This is a genomic window from Pseudoalteromonas sp. P1-16-1b (assembly GCF_001401785.1).
GTDB classification, from domain to species: Bacteria; Pseudomonadota; Gammaproteobacteria; order Enterobacterales; family Alteromonadaceae; genus Pseudoalteromonas; species Pseudoalteromonas undina.
In genome coordinates, this window is the sequence record NZ_LKGQ01000002.1 from 177,822 (window position 1) to 203,587 (window position 25,766).

22 protein-coding genes are annotated in these 25,766 nt (G+C 40.3%); 18 read left to right on the plus strand and 4 right to left on the minus strand.

Going from position 1 to position 25,766, the window contains the following annotated elements:
- Window positions 1–57: 57 nt before the first annotated feature.
- The 13 genes from murJ (at window position 58) to AN392_RS02305 (ending at window position 14,849) form a co-directional block, all read left to right on the plus strand.
- Window positions 58–1,596 carry a murein biosynthesis integral membrane protein MurJ gene (murJ, locus tag AN392_RS02245; RefSeq protein WP_041709107.1) on the plus strand — a complete coding sequence of 513 codons (1,539 nt, stop codon included), beginning with the start codon at window positions 58–60 and terminating at the stop codon, window positions 1,594–1,596.
- Window positions 1,597–1,670: 74 nt separating this feature from the next.
- Window positions 1,671–2,597: a bifunctional riboflavin kinase/FAD synthetase gene (gene ribF / locus AN392_RS02250; RefSeq protein ID WP_055011710.1), complete on the plus strand. Its 927-nt coding sequence runs from the start codon at window positions 1,671–1,673 to the stop codon at window positions 2,595–2,597.
- Between the two features lie 29 nt (window positions 2,598–2,626).
- Window positions 2,627–5,455, plus strand: a complete 2,829-nt coding sequence (gene ileS / locus AN392_RS02255; RefSeq protein ID WP_055011711.1) for an isoleucine--tRNA ligase — start codon at window positions 2,627–2,629, stop codon at window positions 5,453–5,455.
- A 12-nt stretch (window positions 5,456–5,467) separates the two neighbouring features.
- On the plus strand, window positions 5,468–5,968 hold the full coding sequence (gene lspA, locus AN392_RS02260) for a signal peptidase II (protein ID WP_010391273.1): 501 nt from the start codon (window positions 5,468–5,470) through the stop codon (window positions 5,966–5,968).
- A complete protein-coding gene (gene fkpB / locus AN392_RS02265) occupies window positions 5,965–6,405 on the plus strand; it encodes an FKBP-type peptidyl-prolyl cis-trans isomerase (RefSeq protein ID WP_010391275.1) in 441 nt (146 codons plus the stop codon). The genes lspA and fkpB overlap by 4 nt, the downstream gene beginning before the upstream one ends.
- The gene (gene ispH / locus AN392_RS02270; protein WP_054202112.1) at window positions 6,405–7,334 is read left to right on the plus strand and encodes a 4-hydroxy-3-methylbut-2-enyl diphosphate reductase; all 930 of its coding nucleotides are present in this window, start codon (window positions 6,405–6,407) and stop codon (window positions 7,332–7,334) included. Before fkpB ends, ispH begins: the two co-directional genes overlap by 1 nt.
- A gap of 27 nt (window positions 7,335–7,361) precedes the next feature.
- A complete protein-coding gene (locus AN392_RS02275; RefSeq protein WP_055011712.1) occupies window positions 7,362–8,396 on the plus strand; it encodes a sensor histidine kinase in 1,035 nt (344 codons plus the stop codon).
- Window positions 8,393–9,097, plus strand: coding sequence for a LytTR family DNA-binding domain-containing protein (locus AN392_RS02280; protein ID WP_055011713.1), 705 nt, complete (start codon window positions 8,393–8,395; stop codon window positions 9,095–9,097). Before AN392_RS02275 ends, AN392_RS02280 begins: the two co-directional genes overlap by 4 nt.
- A gap of 114 nt (window positions 9,098–9,211) precedes the next feature.
- The gene (gene pilV, locus AN392_RS02285; RefSeq protein WP_055011714.1) at window positions 9,212–9,772 is read left to right on the plus strand and encodes a type IV pilus modification protein PilV; all 561 of its coding nucleotides are present in this window, start codon (window positions 9,212–9,214) and stop codon (window positions 9,770–9,772) included.
- Window position 9,773: 1 nt separating this feature from the next.
- On the plus strand, window positions 9,774–10,772 hold the full coding sequence (locus AN392_RS02290) for a PilW family protein (RefSeq protein ID WP_010391281.1): 999 nt from the start codon (window positions 9,774–9,776) through the stop codon (window positions 10,770–10,772).
- Complete coding sequence (locus AN392_RS02295) at window positions 10,760–11,245, plus strand: hypothetical protein (protein WP_055011715.1); 486 nt, start codon at window positions 10,760–10,762, stop codon at window positions 11,243–11,245. Before AN392_RS02290 ends, AN392_RS02295 begins: the two co-directional genes overlap by 13 nt.
- 1 nt (window position 11,246) lies before the next feature.
- Window positions 11,247–14,420 (plus strand): pilus assembly protein, encoded by a 3,174-nt coding sequence (locus tag AN392_RS02300; protein ID WP_055011716.1) that lies wholly within the window; start codon window positions 11,247–11,249, stop codon window positions 14,418–14,420.
- Window positions 14,421–14,429: 9 nt separating this feature from the next.
- Window positions 14,430–14,849 carry a type IV pilin protein gene (locus AN392_RS02305; protein ID WP_055011717.1) on the plus strand — a complete coding sequence of 140 codons (420 nt, stop codon included), beginning with the start codon at window positions 14,430–14,432 and terminating at the stop codon, window positions 14,847–14,849.
- Between the two features lie 200 nt (window positions 14,850–15,049).
- Here the strand turns inward: AN392_RS02305 and AN392_RS02310 are convergent, their stop codons facing one another.
- The gene (locus AN392_RS02310; protein ID WP_010391288.1) at window positions 15,050–15,586 is read right to left on the minus strand and encodes a GspH/FimT family pseudopilin; all 537 of its coding nucleotides are present in this window, start codon (window positions 15,584–15,586) and stop codon (window positions 15,050–15,052) included.
- A gap of 77 nt (window positions 15,587–15,663) precedes the next feature.
- Entirely contained in the window at window positions 15,664–16,215 is a 552-nt protein-coding gene (locus AN392_RS02315; protein ID WP_010391289.1) for a GspH/FimT family protein, read from the minus strand.
- Between the two features lie 174 nt (window positions 16,216–16,389).
- Between AN392_RS02315 and AN392_RS02320 the strand changes: the two genes are divergently transcribed.
- On the plus strand, window positions 16,390–16,728 hold the full coding sequence (locus AN392_RS02320) for a P-II family nitrogen regulator (protein WP_054202119.1): 339 nt from the start codon (window positions 16,390–16,392) through the stop codon (window positions 16,726–16,728).
- Window positions 16,729–16,787: 59 nt separating this feature from the next.
- Here the strand turns inward: AN392_RS02320 and AN392_RS02325 are convergent, their stop codons facing one another.
- Window positions 16,788–17,552: an outer membrane protein assembly factor BamD gene (locus AN392_RS02325; RefSeq protein WP_055011718.1), complete on the minus strand. Its 765-nt coding sequence runs from the start codon at window positions 17,550–17,552 to the stop codon at window positions 16,788–16,790.
- A gap of 141 nt (window positions 17,553–17,693) precedes the next feature.
- Between AN392_RS02325 and rluD the strand changes: the two genes are divergently transcribed.
- The 3 genes from rluD (at window position 17,694) to clpB (ending at window position 22,078) form a co-directional block, all read left to right on the plus strand.
- Window positions 17,694–18,671 (plus strand): 23S rRNA pseudouridine(1911/1915/1917) synthase RluD, encoded by a 978-nt coding sequence (gene rluD, locus AN392_RS02330; RefSeq protein WP_010391291.1) that lies wholly within the window; start codon window positions 17,694–17,696, stop codon window positions 18,669–18,671.
- 2 nt (window positions 18,672–18,673) lie between these two features.
- Complete coding sequence (gene pgeF, locus AN392_RS02335; RefSeq protein ID WP_055011719.1) at window positions 18,674–19,405, plus strand: peptidoglycan editing factor PgeF; 732 nt, start codon at window positions 18,674–18,676, stop codon at window positions 19,403–19,405.
- 96 nt (window positions 19,406–19,501) lie between these two features.
- Entirely contained in the window at window positions 19,502–22,078 is a 2,577-nt protein-coding gene (gene clpB / locus AN392_RS02340; RefSeq protein WP_055011720.1) for an ATP-dependent chaperone ClpB, read from the plus strand.
- A 64-nt stretch (window positions 22,079–22,142) separates the two neighbouring features.
- On the opposite strand, the gene AN392_RS02345 is transcribed toward clpB, so the two are convergent.
- Window positions 22,143–23,690, minus strand: a complete 1,548-nt coding sequence (locus tag AN392_RS02345) for a PAS domain-containing methyl-accepting chemotaxis protein (RefSeq protein ID WP_055011721.1) — start codon at window positions 23,688–23,690, stop codon at window positions 22,143–22,145.
- A 427-nt stretch (window positions 23,691–24,117) separates the two neighbouring features.
- Between AN392_RS02345 and gshA the strand changes: the two genes are divergently transcribed.
- Window positions 24,118–25,695 (plus strand): glutamate--cysteine ligase, encoded by a 1,578-nt coding sequence (gshA, locus tag AN392_RS02350; protein ID WP_055011722.1) that lies wholly within the window; start codon window positions 24,118–24,120, stop codon window positions 25,693–25,695.
- Window positions 25,696–25,766 lie beyond the last annotated feature (71 nt).

Consider the following 25,766-nt stretch of genomic DNA (forward strand, 5'->3'; position numbering starts at 1 on the left):
TAATATGGATTCATAGTGTCAAAAGGTTTGTTTCGTTCTGGGATGATTGTAAGTGCAATGACAATGATCTCGCGTATTTTAGGGCTAGTACGAGATGCCGTCGTAGCTAACTTGTTGGGCGCAGGCGCTGCGGCCGATGTATTTTTATTTGCTAACCGTATTCCTAATTTTTTACGCCGTTTATTTGCCGAAGGGGCTTTTGCGCAAGCATTTGTACCGGTATTAAGTGAAATTAAACAGCAGCAAGGCGATGAGAAGGTCAGAATATTTGTTGCCCAAGCCGCCGGCACGTTAGGCACTATTTTACTGATAGTGACGCTCTTTGGTGTGATAGCGTCACCTGTTATTGCTGCTTTATTCGGCACTGGTTGGTTTATTGATTGGTGGCAAGGTGGCCCTGACGCAGAAAAGTTTGAGCTTGCCAGTTCGCTATTAAAACTGACTTTTCCTTATTTGTTTTTTGTAAGCCTTGTGGCGCTCAGTGGCGCTGTGATGAACGTTTATAATCGTTTTGCCGTTGCGGCTTTTACCCCGGTGTTACTCAATGTATCCATTATTAGTTGTGCCATTTTATTACATGATCAGTTTTCTGTAGGCGCTTATGCGTTAGCTGTTGGCGTGTTTTTAGGAGGCGTGGTACAGCTATTATTTCAACTGCCGTTTTTGTATAAAGCAAAAATGCTAGCGCGCCCGCGCTGGGGTTGGCAAGATGAAAATGTGAAAAAAGTACGCAAGTTAATGCTCCCAGCCTTATTTGGCGTATCAATTAGTCAAATTAACTTATTACTCGATACGGTAATAGCTTCATTATTGATGACAGGCTCTATCGCTTGGCTGTATTACTCAGATAGACTGATTGAATTCCCACTTGGTTTATTTGGCATTGGTATTGCGACGGTTATTTTACCTGCGCTGTCAAAATTACACAGCAGTAAAAAAAGTAGCGACTTTCAACATACCCTAGATTGGGGAGTGAGGTTTGTGATTTTTTTAGGGCTTCCAGCAATGATAGGATTGATGATTATAAGCCCACTTATTATTACCGTGCTGTTTGATCATGGCGCTTTCAAAGAAGCGGGCATCGATCATGTTAAGGCGGTGAGCTTAGGGGTGGTTGCCTACTCAGTGGGATTAGTCAGTTTTATGTTAATTAAAGTCCTCGCGCCTGGGTTTTATTCTCGCCAAGATACTAAAACACCGGTACGCATTGGTATTATTACTTTGGTACTAAATATGGTGTTTAATATTATGCTGGCACCATTTATTGGCTATTTAGGTTTGGCACTGGCAACCTCAATGTCGGCAAGTTGTAATGCCTACTTACTGTATCGACAGCTTAAAAAAGAGAATGTTTATCAGTTTTCCAGCATGAGTGGCTACTTCACTTTGAAGTGTTTGTTGGCAAGTATAACAATGGGCGCATTGGTTTGGTTTACTAGTAGGCAATATGACTGGGTTAGTTGGCACTTTAGCGAACAAGTTATGTTATTGGTTGTGTTATTAATTATTGCGATTGTTAGTTACTTTTTTATGTTGTTTTTGATGGGTGTTAGACTAAATACGATAAAAAGTGTAGCAATTACTGAATCAAATTAAAAAAAAGATTATAATCGGACACTCTGCGGCCCGAGGTCGCATTTTATCGCTCGCTGAAAAAGGCATTAGGTGGCATGGAGTTAATTAGAGGTATACACAATATACGCCCACAACACTTTGGTTGTGTGCTGACCATTGGTAATTTTGATGGTGTTCATTTGGGTCATGCTGCCGTATTAAAAGGGCTTTTAGCTGATGCAAAAGAAAATAATTTACCCAGCACTGTAATGTTATTTGAGCCTCAGCCACAGGAGTTTTTTGCAAAGAGTAACGCTCCGGCTAGGCTGACTCGACTGCGTGATAAACTTCGTCTATTGAGTAACTTAGGAATTGAACGCGTTATTTGTATTAGCTTTAATCAGGCTTTTGCAAACATGCATGCTGAGCAGTTTGTTAGCGATATTTTAATTAAAAAGCTGGGCGTTAAAGCATTAACGGTTGGTGATGATTTTAGGTTTGGTAAACAGCGCCAAGGTAACTTTAGTCTATTGGCAACTATGGGCACCCAAGTGGGAATGAGTGTTAAAAGCACTGCCAGCTTTAGGCAATTAAATGCTAGAGTAAGCAGTACCTTGATACGAGAAGCGCTTGCTGAAGGTGACTTAGTTAGTGCAAAAGTTATGCTTGGGCATAATTATGCAATATCTGGACGTGTTATTCATGGCTGGAAAAAAGGCCGCGAACTGGGTTTTAGAACGGCAAATATTGCACTAAAACGTCAAGTTTGTCCGGTCAATGGTGTATTTGCGGTTCAAGTGATGATCGCAGGAAAGCAAGTTTTTGGGGTGGCTAACATTGGAAACAAACCCACGTTTAATGGAACTCGTGCCTTATTAGAAGTTCACCTTTTTGATTTTGCACAAGATATTTATGGACAATTTATGCATGTGGAGTTAATTGAAAAACTCCGCAATGAGAAAAAATTCGAGACATTAACACAACTGACGGCACAAATAGCAACCGATGTTGCCGCCGCTAAGCAGTGTTTTGGTTTAAATTAGGTAGCCGATAGAAACGGAAAGTAGGATTAATGAGCGACTACAAACATACTTTGAATTTACCGGAAACAATGTTTCCAATGCGTGGCAATTTGGCACAACGTGAACCAAAAATGCTTAAAGCATGGTATGAAGACGACCTATACGGTCAAATTCGCAGCGCGAAGAAAGGTAAAAAAACTTTCATTTTGCATGACGGCCCTCCGTATGCAAACGGCGATATCCATTTAGGCCACTCAGTAAATAAAATATTAAAAGATATTATTGTTAAGTCTAAAACTTTATCAGACTTTGATGCGCCATACGTACCAGGTTGGGACTGTCATGGTTTACCAATCGAGCTAATGGTTGAGAAAAAAGTTGGTAAACCCGGTGTTAAGGTAACTGCGGCAGAGTTTCGTGAGAAATGTCGTGCCTATGCTAAAAAGCAAGTGGAAGGCCAAAAAGTAGACTTTAAACGTTTAGGCGTTTTTGGTGATTGGGATAAACCTTACCTAACCATGAACTTCGACTTTGAAGCTAATGCCATTCGTGTACTAGGCCGCATTATAAAAAATGGTCACCTTCATAAAGGTGCTAAGCCTGTGCATTGGTGTACAGATTGTGGTTCAGCATTAGCTGAGGCAGAAGTTGAATACCAAGATAAACAGTCTCCAGCTATTGATGTGCGTTTTACTTTTACAGATCAAGATGCGGTAGTTAACGCATTTGATTTAGCGGCTGGCCATACAGGAACTGGTAGCGTAGGAACCGTTATTTGGACTACGACACCATGGACTTTACCTGCGAACCGTGCGGTAGCTGTGCATGCTGATTTAGAATACGCGCTAGTACAAGTAGACGATGAAGGCGTTCAGCAACGTCTTATTATTGGCTCTGAGCTGGTTAAAGATGCGATGGATCGTTTTGGCTTTAACCATTTCCATATCCTTGGCTATGTTAAAGGCGCAGCACTTGAAAACTTAACCGTAGCGCACCCTTTTTATGACTTTAATGTTCCTGTTATTGTTGCTGAGCACGTAACGACAGATTCTGGTACGGGCATCGTGCATACTGCACCAGGTCATGGTCAAGAAGATTTCGTGGCAGGTCTTGAGTACAACCTTGAAGTAGCTAACCCTGTTGGCGCAAACGGTGTGTACTTACCTGATACTGAATTATTTGCCGGTCAACATGTGTTTAAAGCTAATGCGAGTGTAATTGAGGTATTAAAAGAAAATAATGCCCTTATGCATCACCATGCATTAACGCACAGCTACCCACATTGCTGGCGTCATAAAACGCCTATTATCTTCCGTGCCACACCACAATGGTTTGTTAGCATGGATCAGGCTAACTTGCGTCAAGATTCACTGGCTGAAATTAAAAATACTCAGTGGTTACCTGAATGGGGCGAAAGCCGTATTGCCAATATGGTTGAAGGCCGCCCTGATTGGTGTATTTCACGTCAACGTACCTGGGGTGTACCTATTGCGTTGTTTGTTGATAAAGACACGGGTGCATTACACCCAAATACTCAAGAGCTGATTGAACAAGCCGCGGCGCTAGTTGAAAAGTCAGGCATTCAAGCATGGTATGACCTAGAGCCAGCTACTTTACTAGGTGAAGAAGACGCACAACAATACATGAAAGTGCAAGACACACTCGATGTGTGGTTTGATTCAGGTGTAACTCATGCCTGTGTTGTTGATGCGCGTGAAGATTTAACCGGTCCTGCTGATTTATACCTAGAGGGTTCAGATCAACACCGTGGTTGGTTTATGTCATCAATGATGACCTCAGTGGCAATAAATGGTCATGCACCTTACAAGCAAGTGCTAACGCATGGCTTTACGGTTGATGAAAACGGCCGCAAAATGTCTAAGTCATTAGGTAATGTTATTTCACCACAAAATGTGATGAATAAACTAGGTGCTGATATTTTACGTTTATGGGTAGCATCAACTGATTACACGGCAGAAATGACGGTATCAGATGAAATATTCAAACGTTCAGCAGATCGCTACCGTCGTATTCGTAACACCAGCCGTTACTTACTTGCTAACCTCAGTGGTTTTGATCCAAAAACGGATCAAGTTGCTGTCGATGATATGGTTGAGCTTGATAAGTGGATTGTAGGGCGCGCAGCACAGTTACAAGATGACATTTTAGCAGCGTACGATAGCTACCAAATGCTATTAGTAACGCAAAAGCTAATGAACTTCTGTACCGGTGAGCTTGGTTCGTTCTACTTAGACGTTATAAAAGATCGTCAGTACACGGCAAAAAGCGACAGCCATGCACGTCGTTCTTGTCAAACCGCGCTATACCACATTGCTGAAGCAATGACGCGTTGGATGGCACCAATCATGAGCTTTACAGCACAAGAAATTTGGGAAGCACTTCCAGGTGAGCGCAGTGACTATGTATTTACTTCCACTTGGTATGAGGGCTTACAAGCACCAACAACGACCAAGTTTAGTAATGAAGACTGGCAAGCTATTTTAAATGTGCGTGACGAAGTGAACCGTCTGCTAGAAGCTGCGCGTAAAGAAGAAGTGATTGGCGCTACATTACAAGCAACGGTTAACTTGTTTGCAAGCAAAGAACTTGCAGCTAAGCTGGCGGCACTAGGTGATGAACTGCGCTTTGTTTTACTCACTTCAGCTGTAAATGTTACTGAGGTTGATAGCCAGCCTGCAGACTCACAAGTAACCGAAATTGAAGGTTTATACATTAGCGTATCAGCAACTGATGCTAAAAAGTGTGAGCGCTGTTGGCATTATAGTGAAGATGTAGGTATTGAACCTGCGCACCCTGAAATCTGTGGTCGTTGTGTTAGTAACGTTGACGGTGAAGGTGAAAAGCGTCAATTCGCTTAGGAGTTGTTTTTAGTGAGCAAACTAGCCCAAAAAAGTGGTTTAGTGTGGCTTTGGTTGAGTCTATTACTACTAGTAATAGACTTTGCCAGTAAAACACTGGTTGTAAATACCATGGCCTATGGTGAGTCAATTAATCTACTGCCTGTTTTTAGTATCACTTATGTACATAATTACGGTGCAGCTTACAGCTTTTTAAGCGAAGCGGGTGGCTGGCAACGTTGGTTTTTAAGTGTAATAGCAATTGCAATTAGTTGTTTGTTGGTATGGTGGTTAAAGCGCCTTCCTGCGTCTAATAAAGTATTGTGCAGTGCATATTCGTTAGTGTTAGCGGGTGCTATCGGTAACTTATACGACCGTGTTGCTTATGGATACGTTATTGACTTTTTACATGTGTTTTACGAAGACTCACATTTCCCCGTATTTAATATTGCAGACTGCGCTATTTGTATAGGCGCTGCATTATTACTATTTGACGCCTTTACAGGCGAAGAACCAAAGGAGCATAAAGCATGAGCCAAGCTGTAATTGGTGAAAACTCAGACGTTATTTTTCATTTTTCTATTAAACTAGAAGATGGCTCTGCCGCTGACTCAACAAAAGTACATAACAAACCTGCTAAGCTCACTATGGGTGATGGCAGCTTAACCGCTAACTTTGAAAAATGTTTGCTTGGCCTAACTGCGGGTGAAAGCAAAACATTTGAACTTGAGCCTGAAGATGCCTTTGGTCAACCCAATCCAGATAATATTTATTATGTAGATCGTAGTAAGTTTGGTGCAGAAACACCGGCTAAAGTAGGTGCGATTATTGCCTTTACTCAACCTGATGGTACTGAGCTTCCAGGCCTGGTTCGTGAAGTGCAAGGTGAGTCAGTCACTATCGATTTTAACCACCCATTAGCAGGTCAACGTTTAACGTTTGAGGTTGATATTATTGAGGTACAAGGTTAATGGAAATATTACTAGCTAATCCACGAGGCTTTTGCGCCGGTGTTGACCGCGCAATTAGTATTGTTGAGCGCGCTTTAGATATTTTTGAAAAACCAATCTATGTAAGACACGAAGTGGTGCATAACCGTTATGTAGTCGATGGTTTAAAAAATCGCGGCGCCGTGTTTGTTGAAGAACTAGATCAGGTTCCAGATGACAGCATTGTTATTTTCAGCGCTCATGGTGTATCTCAGGCTGTTCGCTCAGAGGCTAAACGCAGAGAGTTAAAAGTATTTGATGCAACCTGTCCGTTAGTGACTAAGGTGCATATGGAAGTAACGCGTGCTAGTAAAAAAGGTATTGAATGCATCTTAATTGGTCACCACGGACACCCTGAGGTTGAGGGTACTATGGGTCAATACGATAACGAGCAAGGTGGTATTTACCTTGTTGAAACGGTTGATGATGTGTTAAAGCTTGATGTAAAAAATGCGGATAATCTTTTTTACTGCAGCCAAACAACTCTATCTGTAGATGATACTGCCGATGTGATTGATGCTTTACGTAGTAAATTTCCTGCAATCGATGGCCCACGTAAAGATGATATTTGTTATGCAACGCAAAACCGTCAAGATGCGGTTCGTGATTTAGCTGATAAAGTAGATGTGTTATTAGTTGTGGGTGCTAAAAATAGCTCCAACTCTAATCGCTTACGAGAGCTGGCAGATAAAATGGGGACGCAAGCCTATTTAATTGATGATGCTAGTAATGTTGAAGCATCATGGTTTGATGGTATCAATAGTGTAGGTGTGACTGCCGGTGCTTCAGCTCCTGAGGTATTAGTTCAGCAAGTCATTACTCGTTTAAAAGAGCTTGGTGGTACGCAAGTAACCGAGAACCCAGGTGAAGAAGAAAACATCGTTTTTGCTGTACCAGTAGAGCTGCGTTAGTCTATTAATAGATAAAAGGAGGGCCGAATGAGTAAGCAACTGACACCAGATGCACTACTTTTTTCGGCCCTTTTTAATGAGCGTGGTGTACTTGCATCCCTCGTAGTAACACAAGTCGTGGCTATTATTTTAGCTTTTGCTCCTAATGCTGGCGGTGACATATGGCTGCACTTGGGAGAGATTAGTTTATTTCTTCATGTAACAGTATTAGTCAGTACCTCTTTTTTATACATTTGCCGGCGATTTCTTGCAAAACAGCCTCAGTTTATTCAGCTTAGTTTTTTTATTGCTGTATATAGTCTGAGCACTGCTTTATTTAGTCTGGCTTTTTCTCATATTGCTTTTGATATAGAAAACGAAAAACAACTTACGTTTTTTGTGTTACGTAATTGCATTATTGTATTTTTGCTTACCTTACTTTTTGTACAATTTTTGCTTATTCATTTTGAAAAAGAACAGCAAGCCAAAGCACTCTCTCGAGCGGAGCTTGATGCCTTGCAGGCGCGGATCAGACCCCATTTTTTATATAATAGTTTGAATACGGCAGCAGAATTAACGCATCATGACGTTGAAGCTGCTGAGAATGCTATTTTGGCATTAGCAGCGCTTTCGCAAGCTGCAATGCGTTCAGGGCAAAGTGTATTACTCAGTGATGAAATAATATTAACTAAACAATATATTGCTCTTGAATCATGGCGTTTTGCAGAGCGTTTACAGGTTGAGTGGTTATTACCAGAAAACCTCCCTGCGCTCTATATTCCATATCTAACATTACAACCTTTGGTAGAGAACGCAGTATGTCATGGTGTAGAGCCCAGCCAAAGTGGTGCTACCATTAGTATTGAGTTGCATGTTACAACACATTATTTAACCTTGATTGTAACTAACCCTGTACCTACTGAAACTGCTAATACTAGAGAGCATAACGGTATGGCAATTGATAATATCCGTTCTCGTTTAAGTATTTATTATAAAGGTCGGGCGCAATTGACTATAACCAACAAAGAAAATAAATTTAGAGTTAAAGTGGTTATCCCAAAACAAACAGAGAAAATGTTATGAATGTACTGATTGTAGATGATGAACCCTTAGCAAGAGCACGCTTAAAGCGTTTACTTGGTCAAAGCCATACATCCCTTCATGTGCAAGGTGAGGCCGATAATGGCAATGACGCTTTAATGAAAATAGAAGAGCTTCAGCCTGATTTAGTGTTTTTAGATGTTGACATGCCAGGCTTAAATGGCATCGAAGTAGCTAATCAACTCAATGGCTTGGCGGTTCCCCCTGCGATTATTTTTATAACCGCTCACCCTGAGCATGCACTTGATGCACTGCAACTAAATGCAGCTGGGTATTTAGTAAAACCTATATCAGTAAAAAGTTTGCAACATGCATTACAACAGCTAGGACGTTTAAACAGAGTACACCTGCAACAGCAACATACAGAAAAAGTAACGTATCAACTGGCCGGCACTATCAGAAGTATTGAAATAGAGAGTATTTTTTATTTTAACGCAGAGGAAAAGTATACCAAGGTTGTGTTTGATCAAGGGGAAGCTTTAATTGAGGACAGTTTAAAGCATCTTGAAATGCAATACCCGCATCATTTATTAAGAATTCATCGACATACTTTGGTGAATAAGAACAAAATCATTGCCCTACATACGCTTAAAAACCATCAACATGTTATTGAGCTACAAGGCTGTAGCGCTTTTTTAGCTGTAAGTCGTCGAGCACTCAAAAGCGTAAAAAGCGAACTTTAATACACCTACCCATTAACCGCTTATCAACATAATTAACCGTTAGTCATGGTTCTAGTTGAATCTAATTTTTAATTGCATACACTTATTGTTAGATAATTATTATTTGGTTTAAGTATGTTCTCGACTGTATTTAAGTTTCAAAAGGGCTTTACTCTCATCGAAGTTCTGATTGCTTTCATTATTTTAAGCTTTGGCTTACTCGGTGCGGTGGCTTTACAAGCAAAAGCAAAGCAAGCAAGTTTTGATTCAATGCAACGTGCTGCTGCTGTTGCGCTTGGTAATGATATTATTCAACGTATTCGAGCAAACGATACTTCGCAACTCGCGACCCATTATGATGTAGAGTTTACCAGTGAAACCACTAAGAAACCGTCTAAAACATGTTTTACAAGCTCTTGTAGTAACACACAAATAGCTAGTTTAGATATCGAGCAATGGAAACGTGCTATCCGAGCCCGAGAGAATACCGGATCACTTGATGGGGCAACTGTGTGTATTAACCCTGAAGTTGTAGGGGGGTCTGGGGGGAAAGCATATAACATAGAGGTTATTGTTTCTTGGCAGGGTCGCCAAGAATTTAAAGCGAGTGAGGCCACAGGTAAAATTAGCTGTGGTGTTGCAGATAAAAAACGTCGCTTAGTCGTGCTTAATAGCTATGTATACGTTAGGAGCTAAAATGAAGCAAACAGGATTTACACTCATTGAAATGATGATATCTCTATTTATAGGGGGATTAATTTTGGGTGGGGTGATGTTTACTTATATCGGTATGAAAGTAACCACCAAAGACACAATGACTATAGGTGAGTTACAAGAATCAGGTCGCTTAGCTATAAATATTATGCAACGTGATATTGAGCAGGTTGGTTTTTGGGGAACATTTTATGATGATTCTTTCACCGTTATAAACACATCATCATTGTCGAATCCTACAGGTGATTGTTTTGAAGGTCTCAATAACGGTAGCTTTCCTGATTTAACCAGCAGCAGTAACTTTAAAACGCTTTATGCAAAAACAGCTACTAGTTCAAGTGAACTTAATTGCGTTAATAACCCTTTAGCAGGCACTGATATTTTACAGGTTAAGTTTTTACAAGGAAACCAACTAGAAGTGGATGCCGCAGGTGTTAATGAAACGCAAAGTGATGAGAATTATTTTATTGCTGAGCAAGAAAGTGCTCGCTTTGAGCGAGGTGTTGTTGACCCTACTAGCATAAATATTAATGCGTCGGTATGGCCGTATAGTCATCACAGCTATTATATTTCAGAGCAAACTTATACGGTAAATAATAAGAGCCTTACTGTACCTGCACTAATGCGAAAACGTTTGGTGGGAGGGTCTATAAACACTGAAACCATAATGGAAGGCGTGGAAAATATGCGTTTTGTTTTTGGTCTAGATACTACCAGCGACAGCCGTGTTGATACATACAAAAGCATCAATGATATGAATGTCAGTGACTGGGAAAATCGTAAAGGCATTTTAACAGTACAAGTTTTTTTATTGATCAGAGCATTGCAGCCTGATCCAGGTCTTAAAATTAAGAACCAAACGTACGTATTAGGGGAAGATGCTAATAGTCGCACTCTCACTTTTTCAGATAATTTCAGACGAACTGTTTTCACGACGACTATTCGTTTAAATAACGTGGGAGCAAATTTATGGCGTATTTAACGCAGATGAAAAATAAACAACAGGGCGTTGTACTTATTACAGCGCTTATTATGGTCATAGCAGTGACAGGAATTGCGGTTACTTTAATGAGCAGTAGTAGTATTGATATTAAAATTACCAACGCAGCCCAAGAGCGCGAGGTTGCAGAAAACCAACTAATTGGTGAAGTGCAGCGTATAATTGCTGACGAAGTCAGTAAAGGAGCTGCCAATCAGTTCTTTTTGACCCCTGAAGAAGTTTCAGACAAGGGTATTGTTATGGCTGAACGTGATGATATGAAAAGCAATATGATTAATTTAAACAATGGTGTACTCGATTTAGAATGCCCTCGTCGTTTTAGTTTTACTGCTGGTATCTCATGCAACATGGTACAAGTTTCAACAACCATAGAATATGGCTCTAAAAGTAAGCACCAGCTTACAATTGTGACCGGCGTAGCCCAAGAGATGGCTAGCATAAGTAAGGGGATTTAAAATGAAACTTACGTTAAAGAGAGTACTCATTTCTATATTTTGTGTATTAATTAGTTTATCAGCGAATGGTGAAGACATAGAGCTTTATGTTAACCACAATGTGGAAACTAATGAAAAGCCACGTGTTATTATGATTTTTGATACCTCGGGAAGTATGGCCTGGGATGTAAACGATGGCAATGCCTGCTATAAAAGAAGCGGTAATAGTTATTACGAGGTTGATTGCTTTGAAAGTAAAGATAGCTATAAACGAAATGAGCAATGTTACAAAAGAACTAGTTACTACAATTATGAAGCCACATGTAGTGATAGTCGTTTAAGAGTTGCACAAAATGCGATTACACAGTTAGTGAACGATAATGATGATATCGAATTTGGTTTAATGCGCTTTAATGGTAGTAATGGTGGGTATGTACTAGCCAGAGTTGGTGCTGCAAAATCAACGTTGCTAAATAAAGTTGATGAGCTACCTGCCAGCGGATCAACCCCATTAACTGAAACATTGTGGGAAGCGTATTTATATATAACAGGCCAAAACGTTTACTATGGAGGTAATACTAATAATCGAGATTTTACCGCAGAGTCATCAGGAGTTTATAAATCACCCTTTGCCCCTGTAGCGGGTGAGCCATTACGTTGTGATAATAGTATCAACATTATTTTAATGACGGACGGTGACCCTACAAACGACTCTAACAGAAATAATGATATATATAATCTTCATAATGACTATTTTTCTGAAAATGCACCTGCTGTTAGTAATAGTTATTTAGCAGCACTGGCGAAAATTATCCATGGTACAGATGATGTAAAAGTTGATTTGTATAGCAAAACCAATAATGTGCTTGATATTGGACGTGTATTTCCTATTGGTTTTGGTACGGGTATGAGCAACTCAGGAAAGAACCTACTTACTGAGACAGCAAACTACGGCGGTGGACAGTATTTACATGCAAATACTGCAGCACAATTATCAGACGCACTCAAAAATACGATTTCTCGTATTCGTGAAGTAAACGATAGTTTTTCATCGCCATCAGTGGCCAGTAATAACGTAGATCAAACTCGAAGCCGTGATGCTATTTATTTTGCAATGTTTTATCCAGAAACAGGTGCGCGCTGGCGTGGCAACCTCAAAAAGTTAAAAGTCTCAGGTAGTCAGATTGTTGACGCAACTAACAAGCCTGCTCTTAATAGCGAAGGTTTAATTTCAAAAGATGCAAAAACATTTTGGCTTCCTGCAGGCCAACCCGCTGACGGTAATGCTGTTGCACAAGGTGGTGTGAATCATTATTTAAGCACGATAGATCCGCTTGCTCGTAATTTATTTACGGAGAATCAAGGCTCTGTTGTTAGTTTTAATACTTCGGTTGTTAGTGACATTCTTAGCGGGGTTACCAATAACCCGTTGTCCCTATCTAGTCAAGATGTGAATTGGGCAAGAGGGGTCGACGTTGATGATGAGGATAAAGATGGTTCATCACAAGATCAACGCTCTGATATTTTTGGCGACCCATTACATTCAAAACCTATTGCCATCGACTATGGCAATGATGATATACGAATTCTTATAGGAACAAATGCTGGATTTTTACATATGTTTAAAGATGCCGGTGAGACTGTAAGTGAAAGCTGGGCGTTTATACCTTCAGCATTATTTGACATTATTAAACCACTCAGAAATAAACAAGCGGATAGTAAAGTATATGGTATGGACGGCCCTATCAGTGTTTACTTTAGTAATAAGAGTTTAAATAGCGAAGGTTTAAATGACGGTATTATAGATGCTAGTAAAGGAGATGCTGTTTGGGCTTTTGCTGGTATGCGTCGTGGTGGCAAGAATTATTACGGCTTAGATATTACAAACCCGAACCAGCCAAAGCGCCTTTGGAGCAAACCAATTGAAGGCGGCAAAGGCGACTTTACGGAATTAGCACAAACATGGTCAAAACCGCAAATAGCTTATATTAAAGCTTTTGGTAATAAACCTTTACTCATATTTGGTGCTGGTTACGATATTAATAAAGACGCCGCAATTAGGTCTGAGGACACCAGCGGCCGGGGCATTTATATTGTTGAAGCAAAAACTGGCAGTTTAGTTTGGGCGTTAACCCCAGATAGCAATGGTTTTAAAGGTAAGCATAGCATTGCCGCTGATTTAACTACGCTTGATTCAGATTATGACGGCTATATTGACCGAATTTATGCTTCAGATACCGGTGGTAATATTTGGCGCATTGATATGCCAGGAGAAGATAGCAGCGAGTTCAGCCATTTCAAACTTGCAGAGCTTGGTAGCAATCAAAATACCCAAGATAGACGCTTCTTTTATAAACCTTTGATTGCGCGTACCTTGTTTAGTAAAGTAACGGAGACGACCATCAACGGTGATAAAGTTATTACCCGTTTAGATACTCCTTATGATGCAGTTGTTATTGGCAGTGGTAATCGTTCAAAACCAACGAATACAAATGAGCAAGATCAATTGTTTATGATCCGTGATGAAAATACGCTGACACGCTCATTTAAAATCAATGCGCCTGCTGCAATTAAACCATCCGACTTAATGATTATGAACGATGACCCGTTTGGTAATACTCTAGATGACATAGATGGTTTTAATCTTGTTGAAGCTGAGTTGGCAAAAAAGAAAGGGTGGCGCTATGAATTAGCCAAAGGTGAAAAGTCATTAGCTGCAGCTACTGTTGTTGGTGGGGTTGCTTATTTTACCTCTTTCACGCCAGCATCTGATGCCGTTGTAGAGAATCAATGTTCTTTAAGTGGGGGCGGTGGTGCGCTTTATGCGTTTCATTTGCATTATGGTACAAAAGTGTATGATCAGCTCAAATTTGCAACCAGTTATGACGTACCCGATACACCACAGCTTTATTTTGGTGCAACTAACTCTTGTACCGATTCGAACGGTGATGGAAAGTGTGATGATAATCCTGAAGAAGACGTTATCGAAGAAAGTCAGTTTTTTCTAATTGGCCCTGGAATAAAAGGTGAGCAAGCCGAAAACCCTCTTAAACCTGTAGAAATTACAGGACCTGGTTTAAAAGTGGTTGACGGTACAATCAAGCTGGTTAATGATAAAGAACCCATTGGTTTTGGCTTTAAAACGCAGCAAACATATATTTATAAGCGTGAAGAAAACGACGAAATAAACAATTAAGGGCTGTATATGAACAAGACACAACAAGGATTCACATTAATTGAGTTAATGATCACAGTTGCGATTGTTGGCATCATTGCTGCAGTTGCACTGCCGAATTACACTGAGTATGTAAAAAGGGCATCACGCGCGGAAGCTGCATCTGCGCTGTTAGATGCGGCAAACAAGCAAGAGCAATACTTTGTAGATAACCGAGTTTATTCGACTTCGTTTAGCGACTTAGGTATTCAAAGTAAAACTGAAAACGGGCATTTTGAGTTGGCAATTAATGTGGTTGATAGCAATGAATTTACAATTACAGCTAAACCCATCGCTGGAGCGGTGAAAGGGGATGCTGATTGTACTGAGCTGTCTATTAATGACTTAGGCTTAAAAGGGGCTAAAGGGACCAAAGGTAAATCAGATATAAATTATTGTTGGGGTAGATAATGCAGGTAAACCTTACTCTGGATTATATACCCATCTCAAGTAGCTGCTTTTAGCGCTAATGGCGTTGAATTTACTTGCAATAGCCCAGCTGTTGACGGGAAAATCCACCTTGTTTTCACTGTGAGTCTCTGGCTAGAGGAAATAAACCTAGCTATCACTATTATCCAATATATTAGTAAATCTCTTAACCAGAGTTCAGGTTAGTTATTTTTGCATCTATTTGTGGACTTTATCCGTATGCGACCTGTTTGACTTATAGAAAGAGCAAGCCCTTCAAGGCTTGCTTTTTCGCTATTAGGGCAATAGATAAAAGTACCGTTTTGAAAGCCATTTAAAGAGCCGTCAGGTCTAAAAGTGATTGCAGTGCGAGGGTACTCTAAGCTATCAGAGGGATGGGTATGTTCAAAGGTACTAATAAGACGTTCGTCATTATCCAAAGATGTTGACTTGTCATTATCAGTAAATAGTGACACACCCGTGTGCCACTCACCATCTAAACATTGTTTATCTTTTAAAGCGCAAAGAGTTACGTAGCTGCCATGCTCTATAGCATAAAGACGTGCTAAATTAATATTTCGGTGTAATAAATTTACCTGATTATCAGCGCGATTGAGCGCCAAGAAATCAGGAACAAACCATAAAGAGAGTTGGCTCAGTATTGCTATAACTGAAATGGTTATTAGCAATTCTACTAGCGTAACGCCATCGTTTTTGTGAACACTTATAATTAACTTCATCCCTGAAGCCTTACATTGAACAGTCCATTATATTAGTTTAGTAAATAATCAAAAAACGACAAAGTATGAAATGGCTTTTAGCTGCAGGTTTGAGTTGTGTCACCTATATAAAAAGCAGTCCCTGATTGAGACAGTGTTAACCCTTTATTATTTTCATTAGTACCATTAGGGCAAAAAATAAAATTTCCAGGTTTAGTGGTGATACGACCGCTGGTGTTAAACCGTATTCGTCTATCTCCAGCTGTGAATGTTACCTTATCATTAAGGTTAATTTTTTCCATAACGCGAATTAAGCTGTCAGATGAGGAATTATATTGACCATCATTATCTGCATCAATAAAGGTAATAATAACTTTATTACCATCCCACCTTGCTCGGCATTGCATACTATCATCATTATTTTTAACCTCCGAATGCTGAGCTGCACAAATAACCACGATTTCATCAGTACTAGCTGCTTGTGATCGCGCAAAACTAATATTACGCTTTAGCTCCAATAAAAAGTTTTCGCCTCGGTTTTCTTCCAGCATATCGCTACTATTCCATATTGCAATACTCGCTATTATCGCAACAATAGCAACGGTAACCATTAACTCTAATAGAGTAAATCCTGTATGCTTGGTTTTCATATAAATCTCATTAACTCGATGATGTTGAAAGGTCAACAGACCCTAGTATAGTTATTTTTATTAAAATAATCATACCATGATTATTTTTCACCTGTGCTATTCAATCACTTTGTTTGCTATGAACCTCATGATTGTCTAAAATCGAGGCAACTGAGGCTTTCAAAAGTAACTAATATGAAAAAAATAGAAGCAATCATTAAACCGTTTAAGCTCGATGATGTGCGCGAAGCACTTTCTGATGTTGGTATTACGGGTATGACAGTAAGTGAAGTAAAAGGGTTTGGGCGTCAAAAAGGCCACACTGAGCTATACCGTGGTGCAGAGTATATGGTTGATTTTTTACCTAAGGTAAAGCTGGACATTGTGCTTGGTGATGAAGATGTAGAACGTGCTATTGATATGATTGTTAAAACCGCACAAACAGGTAAAATTGGTGATGGTAAAATATTTGTCACTGAGGTAGAGCGTGTTGTTCGTATTCGTACCGCAGAAGAAGATGAAGACGCAATATAATCGTTGTCTTTAGTATAAAAAAGGCGCTACTTTAATTTAAAAGTAGCGCCTTTTTTGTGTTATTTATTTCTACTGTTAAATTTGCGTGTTTGCGCTGCATTATCACTTAATTCAGTTAACCCAAGCTTATCGTAGCTTTTTTCCATCATGGCTAATGCTGCATCAAGGTAGCTACTTTGTGAGTAGTGTTCTACCACATATTTGCCGCGATTCGCAGCTGCTAAATAGGCTTCACGTTCATAATAGTAAGTCGCAACCTTCAGCTCATAACGAGCCATACGGTTTAATAACCAAACTAAACGACGTTTTGCCTCCGGCGCATAATCACTTTCTGGAAAACGTTTAACTAAGGTTGATAAGTCGGTATAAGCAACACGGGTGCGTTTAGCATCTCTGTCGGCTCTATCTACACCAAAGTATTCTTGGAAAGCATTTTTATCAGCTTTAATATTAACCAAACCACGCATGTAATACATGTAATCTAAATCTTTGTGGTTTGGGTTTAAGCGAATGAAGCGGTCAATTGTCGCGAGTGCTTGCTCTGTATTACCTGATTGGTAATGTGCATACACTAAATCCATTTGTACTTGCTTTGAAAACGGGCCAAACGGGTAGCGAGAATCAATTGCCGCTAACAGTTCAATTGCACGTGCGTATAAACCAGAATCAAGCGTTTGTTTTGCATCTTCGTATAGTGCTTGTGCTGATCTGTTTGGTACTCGTTGAATATCTTCTTGGTCAGGCGCAGACGAACAAGCTCCTAAACTAAGCACTGAAACTGAAAAAACAATGGCGAATGCACGTTTCCCTATTTTATTTATCATTTTATTTGTTACCTTCGATGTCTTCGGCTAGGCCAAGTGGGTAAAACCGAGTAAACTATGCGTATTATGTTATGCTTTTATTAAAAGCGATTCTAACCCAGTCAAGCAAAGCTTGCACTGGTAAATTGGGTAAAGTTACTAATGTCAGAGCAAATATCTCTCCAAGCCGAGGTCCCAACAGACTTAGGTGGTAAACGTCTAGACCAAGTATTAGCACAATTGTTCCCTGATTATTCACGATCACGGATAAAAACGTGGATTTTAGATGATAAAATCACCGTTGATGGCGAAATTTTCAACACCCCGCGTGAAAAATTACTCGGTGGTGAAGTTGTGGCTGTTGAAACAACAATAGAAGCACCTCGTGAATACGAAGCACAAGATATCAAATTAAACATCGTTTATGAAGACGATGATATTTTAGTTATCAATAAACCAATGGGATTAGTGGTTCATCCGGGCGCAGGCAATCCTGACGGTACGGTGTTAAATGCGTTACTTCATCATTTTCCAGACATTATCAACGTGCCACGCGCGGGTATAGTGCATCGTCTAGATAAAGACACCACAGGTTTAATGGTTGTCGCGAAAACGATTCAGGCACAAACTCACCTGGTGAAAGCCTTACAAAAGCGCGAAAATTTCACACGTGAATATGAAGCGTTATGTAATGGTACTATGACTGCCGGTGGTATGGTTGAAAAAGCGATTGGCCGCCATCCAACTCAGCGTACGCATATGGCAGTTCATGAAATGGGTAAACCAGCGATTACGCATTACCGTGTAGCAGAAAAGTTCCGTGCTCATACTCGTTTGCGTTTACGCCTTGAAACCGGACGTACGCATCAAATTCGCGTGCATATGGCGTACTTAAACCACCCATTAATTGGCGATCAATCTTATGGCGGCCGTCCTCGTCCACCAAAAGGGGCAACGCCTGAGCTGTTTGAGTTACTGCGTAGCTTTAAGCGTCAAGCGCTGCATGCCGTTAAATTAAGCATTGCTCATCCAATTACCGGTGAAATGATGACCTGGCAAGCACCTATCCCTGATGATATGGTTCAGATGACTCAAGCACTGCGTGAAGATACAAAAGCAAATCCAGACATAGCTAGTTAATTATGTCTGGCTTATCAGCTACATGGCAATCTATTCAGGGTGTAGGCACATTGAGTACTACACGGGATGGAGGCGTATCAAAGCCTCCATTTGATAGCTTGAATTTAGGATTGCATGTAGGTGATAACAGCCAAGATGTATTAACCAATCGAGCGCATGTAAATAGTTACATACCTAATCCTGCTGTTTGGTTAAATCAGGTTCATAGCGCTGATGTAATTAGAGTGGATGAAGGGTTTGATTTTAACCAAACTCTGACGGGGGATGCGCTTTACACGCAATTATATAATCAACCTTTAGCTATAATGACCGCTGACTGTTTACCTATTTTACTTACCTCAAGCGATGGCCAGGAAGTGGCTGCAATTCACGCCGGTTGGCGAGGGTTAGCGCAAGGAATCATTAATAATACAGTTGGCTATTTTAAACATGCACCAACGAACTTACATGCTTGGTTAGGTCCTGCAATAGGGGCTAACCAATTTGAAGTAGGCCAAGAGGTCGTTGCAACATTTACAGCCAACAATCCAACTTTGCATGATGCGTTTAAACCTAAAAATAACGATAAATATTTAGCTGATATTTATTACATAGCGCGTATTTTGCTAAACCAACGGGGTGTTGTGAATATTAGTGGTGGTGAATACTGCACGTTCTCTCAAAAAAATCAGTTTTTTTCTTATCGACGTGACGGCCAAACCGGTCGTATGGCAAGTTTGATCTGGCGCAAGTAAATTACTATTAAGTGATTATTTTTCCCTCAATACCTTGAACAAATCCGCTAACATACCCATTTATAAAGTAATTAGTTTTTTTATAGGTAAACCCCCATGCGTTTAGATAGATTTACAAGTAAATTTCAGTCTGCGCTTTCAGATGCGCAATCATTAGCGCTAGGTCGCGATCATCAATTTATTGAACCCGTTCACCTTATGTATGCTTTATTAAAGCAAAGTGGTTCAAGTGTGCGTGCCTTATTTGCACAAATGGGCATTAGTATTGACGAGCTCAATACCAAACTATCTCAAGAGATAGAAAAGTTATTTAAAGTGGAAGGTGTTGGTGGCGATGTGCAATTGTCAAACAACATGGTTTCACTTATTAATCTGTGTGACAAGTATGCCCAAAAACGCAAAGATAAATATATCTCAAGCGAACTGTTTGTTTTAGTTGCATGTGAAGATAAAGGGCCGCTTGGCAGTGTATTTAAAGCACTTAATATCACTGCTAACAAAGTTGAAACTGCCATAGAAGCAATTCGCGGTGGTCAAAAAGTTGATGATCCTAATGCTGAAGAAACTCGTCAAGCACTTGAAAAGTACACTATTGATTTAACTGAGCGGGCGGAGCAAGGTAAGCTTGACCCTGTAATCGGCCGTGATGATGAAATTCGTCGCACCATCCAAGTATTACAACGCCGCACCAAAAACAATCCTGTGTTAATTGGTGAGCCAGGGGTGGGTAAAACCGCGATTGCCGAAGGGCTTGCGCAACGTATTATTAATGGGGAAGTGCCAGAGGGCTTAAAAAATAAGCGCGTACTCTCGCTTGATTTAGGCGCGTTGGTTGCTGGGGCCAAATACCGAGGTGAATTTGAAGAGCGTTTAAAATCAGTTTTAAATGAATTGGCCAAAGAAGAAGGCCAAGTGATTTTGTTTATTGATGAAATTCATACCATTGTTGGCGCTGGTAAAAGTGATGGCGCTATGGATGCGGGTAACATGTTAAAACCTGCATTAGCACGTGGGGAACTCCATTGTGTAGGTGCAACGACCTTAGATGAATATCGTAAATACATTGAAAAAGATGCTGCACTTGAGCGCCGTTTCCAAAAAGTATTAATTGAAGAGCCATCGGTTGAAGATACTATCGCTATATTACGTGGTCTAAAAGAGCGTTACGAATTACATCACTCAGTGGAAATCACCGATCCGGCAATTGTTGCTGCAGCGCAGTTATCACATCGCTATATTAGTGATCGCCAATTACCTGATAAAGCAATTGATTTAATTGACGAAGCGGGCTCTTCTATTCGACTGCAAATTGATTCAAAACCTGAAGCCTTAGATAAGTTAGAGCGTCGTATCATTCAGTTAAAAATTGAAGATAACGCCTTGGCTAAAGAAAAAGACGAGGCGAGTCAAAAGCGCCGTGCAGAAATGGTTGAGCTGATCACTGAGCTTGAGGTGCAATACCGTGAACTCGATGAAGTATGGAATGCCGAAAAAGCGTCTTTGCAAGGTACGCAAGTCATTAAAGCTGAGCTTGAACAGGCACGACTTGATTTAGAAGTGGCACGCAGAGCAAGCGATTTACAGCGCATGTCAGAACTGCAATATGGTCGTATACCCGAGCTTGAGCGTAAGCTTGATTTAGCATCACAAGCCGAAATGCAAGAAATGAGCTTACTTAAAAACCAAGTGGGCGAAGATGAAATAGCTGAGATTTTATCACGTTGGACTGGTATTCCGGTGGCACGTATGCTTCAAGGTGAGCGTGAAAAACTATTGCAAATGGAAGAGCAGTTGCACAATAAAGTGATAGGGCAAGATGAAGCGGTGGTTGCTGTGGCTAATGCCATCCGTCGTTCGCGTGCAGGGCTTGCTGATCCGAATCGTCCGATAGGCTCATTTTTATTCTTAGGACCAACAGGGGTGGGTAAAACAGAGCTAACGAAAGCATTGGCTGGCTATATGTTTGACACCGAAAGTGCCATGGTACGCATTGATATGTCTGAGTTTATGGAAAAACACTCAGTGGCGCGTTTAGTTGGTGCTCCTCCTGGTTATGTAGGTTACGAAGAAGGGGGCTACTTAACGGAAGCCGTTCGTCGTAAGCCGTATTCGGTTATCTTGCTTGATGAAATAGAAAAAGCGCATCCAGATGTGTTTAATATTTTATTACAAGTTCTTGATGATGGTCGTTTAACTGATGGTCAAGGACGTACTGTTGATTTTAAAAATACGGTTATCATTATGACCTCTAACTTAGGTTCAGACATTATCCAAGAGCAATCGGGAAGTAATGACTATGACGAGCTTAAAGCAAAGGTAATGGGTGTACTGCATAATGAGTTCAGGCCTGAATTTATTAACCGTATTGATGAAACAGTAGTGTTCCACTCACTTGCACATAGTCATATTAAAGAAATCGCAGATATACAGTTAAGTAAATTGCGTGAACGATTAACTGAGATGGGCTATTTACTTGAATTGACGGATGCTGCGCTTGAGCGGATTGCTGCCAGTGGTTTTGATCCGGTTTATGGCGCTCGCCCACTTAAGCGTGCAATACAACAGACCATTGAAAACCCGTTAGCACAAAAGCTGCTTAATAATGATTTTCAACCAGGCTGCATCATTGTTATTGATGCAAGTGGTGAGGGCTTAGAGTTTACTAGCCGATAATCTGAAGCACAGCAAAAAGCCGCTGAAAATAGCGGCTTTTTTGTTTTTGATTCAAAGGAGTGGATTAAACTTTAAAGGTAAGCAGTAAATCATTTACTTTTCGTGACCCTTCGACCAATTCAGCAGCGCCATGCGCTACGCTATAACTAAGCTGTAAATTGTCATCCCCCAAGCCTTTAATTTTTTCAACATTGCAGCCAATATCTCGACTTACCACTTGTTGTTGCTCTGCGGCGGCTGAGATGTCGGTAGCAAGTTGTGAAATTTCACTAATTTGAATGAAAATACTATCTAGCTCTTGTTGTGTTTGCCCTGTGGTGTTAACACAGTCATCGGCTTGTTGTTTTGTGCTCTGCATGATTTTAGACCAGCTGAACAAGGTGTCTTGAATCTCTTTAATGGAGCTATGAATTTGTGCTGTGGCGTTTTGAGTACGTGAGGACAATGCGCGTACTTCATCAGCAACCACCGCAAAACCTCGACCATGCTCACCAGCACGGGCAGCTTCAATCGCGGCGTTCAGTGCTAACAAATTAGTTTGCTCTGCAATACCTTCTATTTCACTCATTACCTGACCAATTTTATCAGCTTCAGAGGCCAGCCCTGTGGCTGTGGTTGCCGCTTGCTCAACTTGCATGGCTAAGTCAGATACCATTTTGCTGTTATCGGCAATATGACTTTTTATATCAGAGCAGCTTTGATAGGTGATCCCCACTTTATCTGCGGTATCATTGGTATTATTAGAAATTTCACCAATGGTGGTGCTCATTTGTGACATTGCTGTGGCTATTTGCTCAAGCTGGGTTCCCTGAGAAGAAATACCTTGTTCGGTCAGCGTAGATTGTTGATCTAAGCCTTGGGCAATGGTATTAAAACTCAAGGTTGAGTCTTTAACACGACCGAGTACCGTTTTTAACTTGGCGCAAAGCATTTGCTCTCGGTAATCACTAATACTGTGAGGGTGTGAACCACTAAATACATAACGAGACACCGAATCTGCCTGGCTTTTTTGCTGCTTTAGAGTTGCAGGTGTTGCTATTAGCTCATCATAATTTAAAGCTAAAATGATAAAACACACCACCAAGTTAACCGCTGCAATTGCGATTGACCCCCAAATAGCGACACTAGCTAACCAAACTAAAACACCGGCTATGCTCAAGCTCTGTCTGAGTGAGGTGTGCTCACGCCAGCTAAATAGTGACTTATTAGCGTTAATTTTGGCATACAGCTTCTGCGCTCTGCGTTTTGCATGTTGCGAGAGTTTTACACGCACAGACTGATAACCAATCAATTGGCCATGTTCAAAAATAGGTGTTACAAATGCATCAACCCAATAGTAACGGCCATCTTTACATAAGTTTTTTACAGCACCACGCCAAGAATGCCCTTGCTTTAAGGTGTCCCACATCTCTTTAAATGCCGCTTTAGGCATATCAGGATGGCGAACGATATTGTGGTTTTTATTAATGAGTTCATCCATTTCATAGCCAGCAATACTGCAAAATTCATGATTGGCATAGGTAATAACACCTCGAAGATCGGTCGTTGAAACTAACTCTTGATGTTCTTCAAAAGTGACCTCTTCATCTATTAAGCTTTGATTACGACGCATAGTAATCCTTTATCATTCTTTATTAGGGTGTCTATTGTAATTACTAAAACTAATGTACGTTAGTGATAAGTTTTAAATAGCAGTAGTAAGGCATTTTTTTTAATGTTTTTATGATCTTTATCAATTTTAAGAGTAATTGATTTTTTTAGTTATGCCAAACTTTTAGCAAGTGATTCACCCTTTCGTACGGGGAGAAATAATGCCTTGAGGTTGCGATGTATTGTGGCAAATAATATGCAAAAGAAATTGTATATTGCTGGTGGCAATGGCAAGATTATCTTTTATGGCGTGAAACAAAGCGTGTTTAAAATTCATTAAAAGCTATATCTAATAAATTCATATAGTTTTTTCTTCATTTAATCTTGAGTAAAGGTAATTAGACCCCATAACCTTATGATTAAGCCACTTGGCTCGAGGAAACTTTTTTTTGGCAACTTATAATTTAAAGAACACGCTCAACGCGCTATCTAATGCAGATAATCAGCATGCTATTAAAGGTATTATGCGCGGTATTGAGAGAGAATCATTAAGAATTAAACCCGATGGTTCTATTTCTAAACAAGCTCACCCAAAAGGGGTTGGCTGCGCGCTTACCAACGGACATATCACGACTGACTTTTCTGAGTCTTTACTTGAGTTTATTACACCTGTTAGCGAGTCATCAACGCAAACGTTACAACAGCTGAAAGATTTACAAAAGTTCACCCTAGAACATATGGGCGATGAACTGCTGTGGCCAATTAGTATGCCGTGTTTTATAAATCACCAAGACGATATTGTATTAGCACAATTTGGCGATTCTAACGTTGGGAAAATGAAAACTTTATACCGCGAAGGTTTAAAGAACCGTTACGGTAGTATGATGCAAGCAATTGCTGGGGTGCACTTTAATATTTCTTTTCCAGAAACGTTATGGCAGTCACTACATTCACAAAAGCAAAGCAGTGCGAAGCTTGAAGACTTTATATCTGATGGGTACTTAGCATTAATTCGCAATTTTAAACGCGAGTTGTGGTTAATTAGTTATATGTTTGGTGCGTCACCGGCATTGTGTAGTTCATTTTTGCAAGGGCGTAAAAGCGATTTACCGTTTAAAAAGCTGGGTAAAGGTACTTTATATTTAGAAGTGGGCACGGCGCTACGATTAGGTAACTTAGGTTATACCAACAGTGCACAGTCATCATTACGCGTGATGTATAACTCATTGGATGAATATGTAGCAGGGCTTAAAAAAGCCATAAATACGCCTTCAGATATTTATGGCAGTATTGACGACTACACCAGTGCAGAGCCAAAGCAATTAAATAAAAATATTCTACAAATAGAGAACGAGTTTTACTCGCCAATTCGCCCTAAGCGTAATGCTAAAAATGGTGAAACCCCCACTGATGCATTACTAAGAGCGGGTATAGAATATATTGAAATTCGTGCATTGGATGTTAACCCATTTAGTGAAGTAGGCATTGATTTAGAGCAAATACACTTCTTAGATGTATTTTTAACCTATTGCTTATTAAAAGACTCAGCGACTATGGACTGGGAAGAGCAAGCGCGAAGCACTGAAAATCTTGATACAGTAGTAAACCAAGGCCGAGAAAAAGGCCTAATGCTTAATTTTAATAATGAGCAGCGCAGTCTTGAATCATGGGGTGATGAAATATTTAATCAGCTCGTTGATGTTGCTAAGTGGATGGATAGCGCGTACGGGGTTGATTATTACTCAAACACTATTAAGCGCATGGCAACGTGGGTGCATAATCCTACATTAACCTATTCAGGGCGTTATGTTGAGCAATTAAAAGCATCAGGGCTAGATAATGGTTATTATGCACTCTCACTTGCTCAAAAGTATAAACAAAGCCATGATATAGCCAGTTATACTGAATTCTCAAAGTCGTGGTTAGAGCAACAAGCGACAGAGTCTTACCAAGCTCAAAAAGCAATTGAGCAAGCCGATAATCAATCATTTACTGCATTTTTAGATACGTATTTTAGTAAGTCGTAGGCAAAAAAAAACGCAGCTCATAGTAGCTGCGTAAATATTCTTTAGGGATGAAACAATGCTGTACTGCTGCA

Excerpts from the sequence above, each read along its gene's own strand:
- murJ (WP_041709107.1), top strand. The coding sequence starts at position 58 with ATGACAATGATCTCGCGTATTTTAGGGCTAGTACGAGATGCCGTCGTA.
- ribF (WP_055011710.1), top strand. The coding sequence starts at position 1,671 with ATGGAGTTAATTAGAGGTATACACAATATACGCCCACAACACTTTGGT.
- ileS (WP_055011711.1), top strand. The coding sequence starts at position 2,627 with ATGAGCGACTACAAACATACTTTGAATTTACCGGAAACAATGTTTCCA.
- fkpB (WP_010391275.1), top strand. The coding sequence starts at position 5,965 with ATGAGCCAAGCTGTAATTGGTGAAAACTCAGACGTTATTTTTCATTTT.
- ispH (WP_054202112.1), top strand. The coding sequence starts at position 6,405 with ATGGAAATATTACTAGCTAATCCACGAGGCTTTTGCGCCGGTGTTGAC.
- AN392_RS02275 (WP_055011712.1), top strand. The coding sequence starts at position 7,362 with ATGAGTAAGCAACTGACACCAGATGCACTACTTTTTTCGGCCCTTTTT.
- AN392_RS02280 (WP_055011713.1), top strand. The coding sequence starts at position 8,393 with ATGAATGTACTGATTGTAGATGATGAACCCTTAGCAAGAGCACGCTTA.
- pilV (WP_055011714.1), top strand. The coding sequence starts at position 9,212 with ATGTTCTCGACTGTATTTAAGTTTCAAAAGGGCTTTACTCTCATCGAA.
- AN392_RS02290 (WP_010391281.1), top strand. The coding sequence starts at position 9,774 with ATGAAGCAAACAGGATTTACACTCATTGAAATGATGATATCTCTATTT.
- AN392_RS02295 (WP_055011715.1), top strand. The coding sequence starts at position 10,760 with ATGGCGTATTTAACGCAGATGAAAAATAAACAACAGGGCGTTGTACTT.
- AN392_RS02300 (WP_055011716.1), top strand. The coding sequence starts at position 11,247 with ATGAAACTTACGTTAAAGAGAGTACTCATTTCTATATTTTGTGTATTA.
- AN392_RS02305 (WP_055011717.1), top strand. The coding sequence starts at position 14,430 with ATGAACAAGACACAACAAGGATTCACATTAATTGAGTTAATGATCACA.
- AN392_RS02310 (WP_010391288.1), bottom strand. The coding sequence starts at position 15,586 with ATGAAGTTAATTATAAGTGTTCACAAAAACGATGGCGTTACGCTAGTA.
- AN392_RS02315 (WP_010391289.1), bottom strand. The coding sequence starts at position 16,215 with ATGAAAACCAAGCATACAGGATTTACTCTATTAGAGTTAATGGTTACC.
- AN392_RS02320 (WP_054202119.1), top strand. The coding sequence starts at position 16,390 with ATGAAAAAAATAGAAGCAATCATTAAACCGTTTAAGCTCGATGATGTG.
- AN392_RS02325 (WP_055011718.1), bottom strand. The coding sequence starts at position 17,552 with ATGATAAATAAAATAGGGAAACGTGCATTCGCCATTGTTTTTTCAGTT.
- rluD (WP_010391291.1), top strand. The coding sequence starts at position 17,694 with ATGTCAGAGCAAATATCTCTCCAAGCCGAGGTCCCAACAGACTTAGGT.
- pgeF (WP_055011719.1), top strand. The coding sequence starts at position 18,674 with ATGTCTGGCTTATCAGCTACATGGCAATCTATTCAGGGTGTAGGCACA.
- clpB (WP_055011720.1), top strand. The coding sequence starts at position 19,502 with ATGCGTTTAGATAGATTTACAAGTAAATTTCAGTCTGCGCTTTCAGAT.
- AN392_RS02345 (WP_055011721.1), bottom strand. The coding sequence starts at position 23,690 with ATGCGTCGTAATCAAAGCTTAATAGATGAAGAGGTCACTTTTGAAGAA.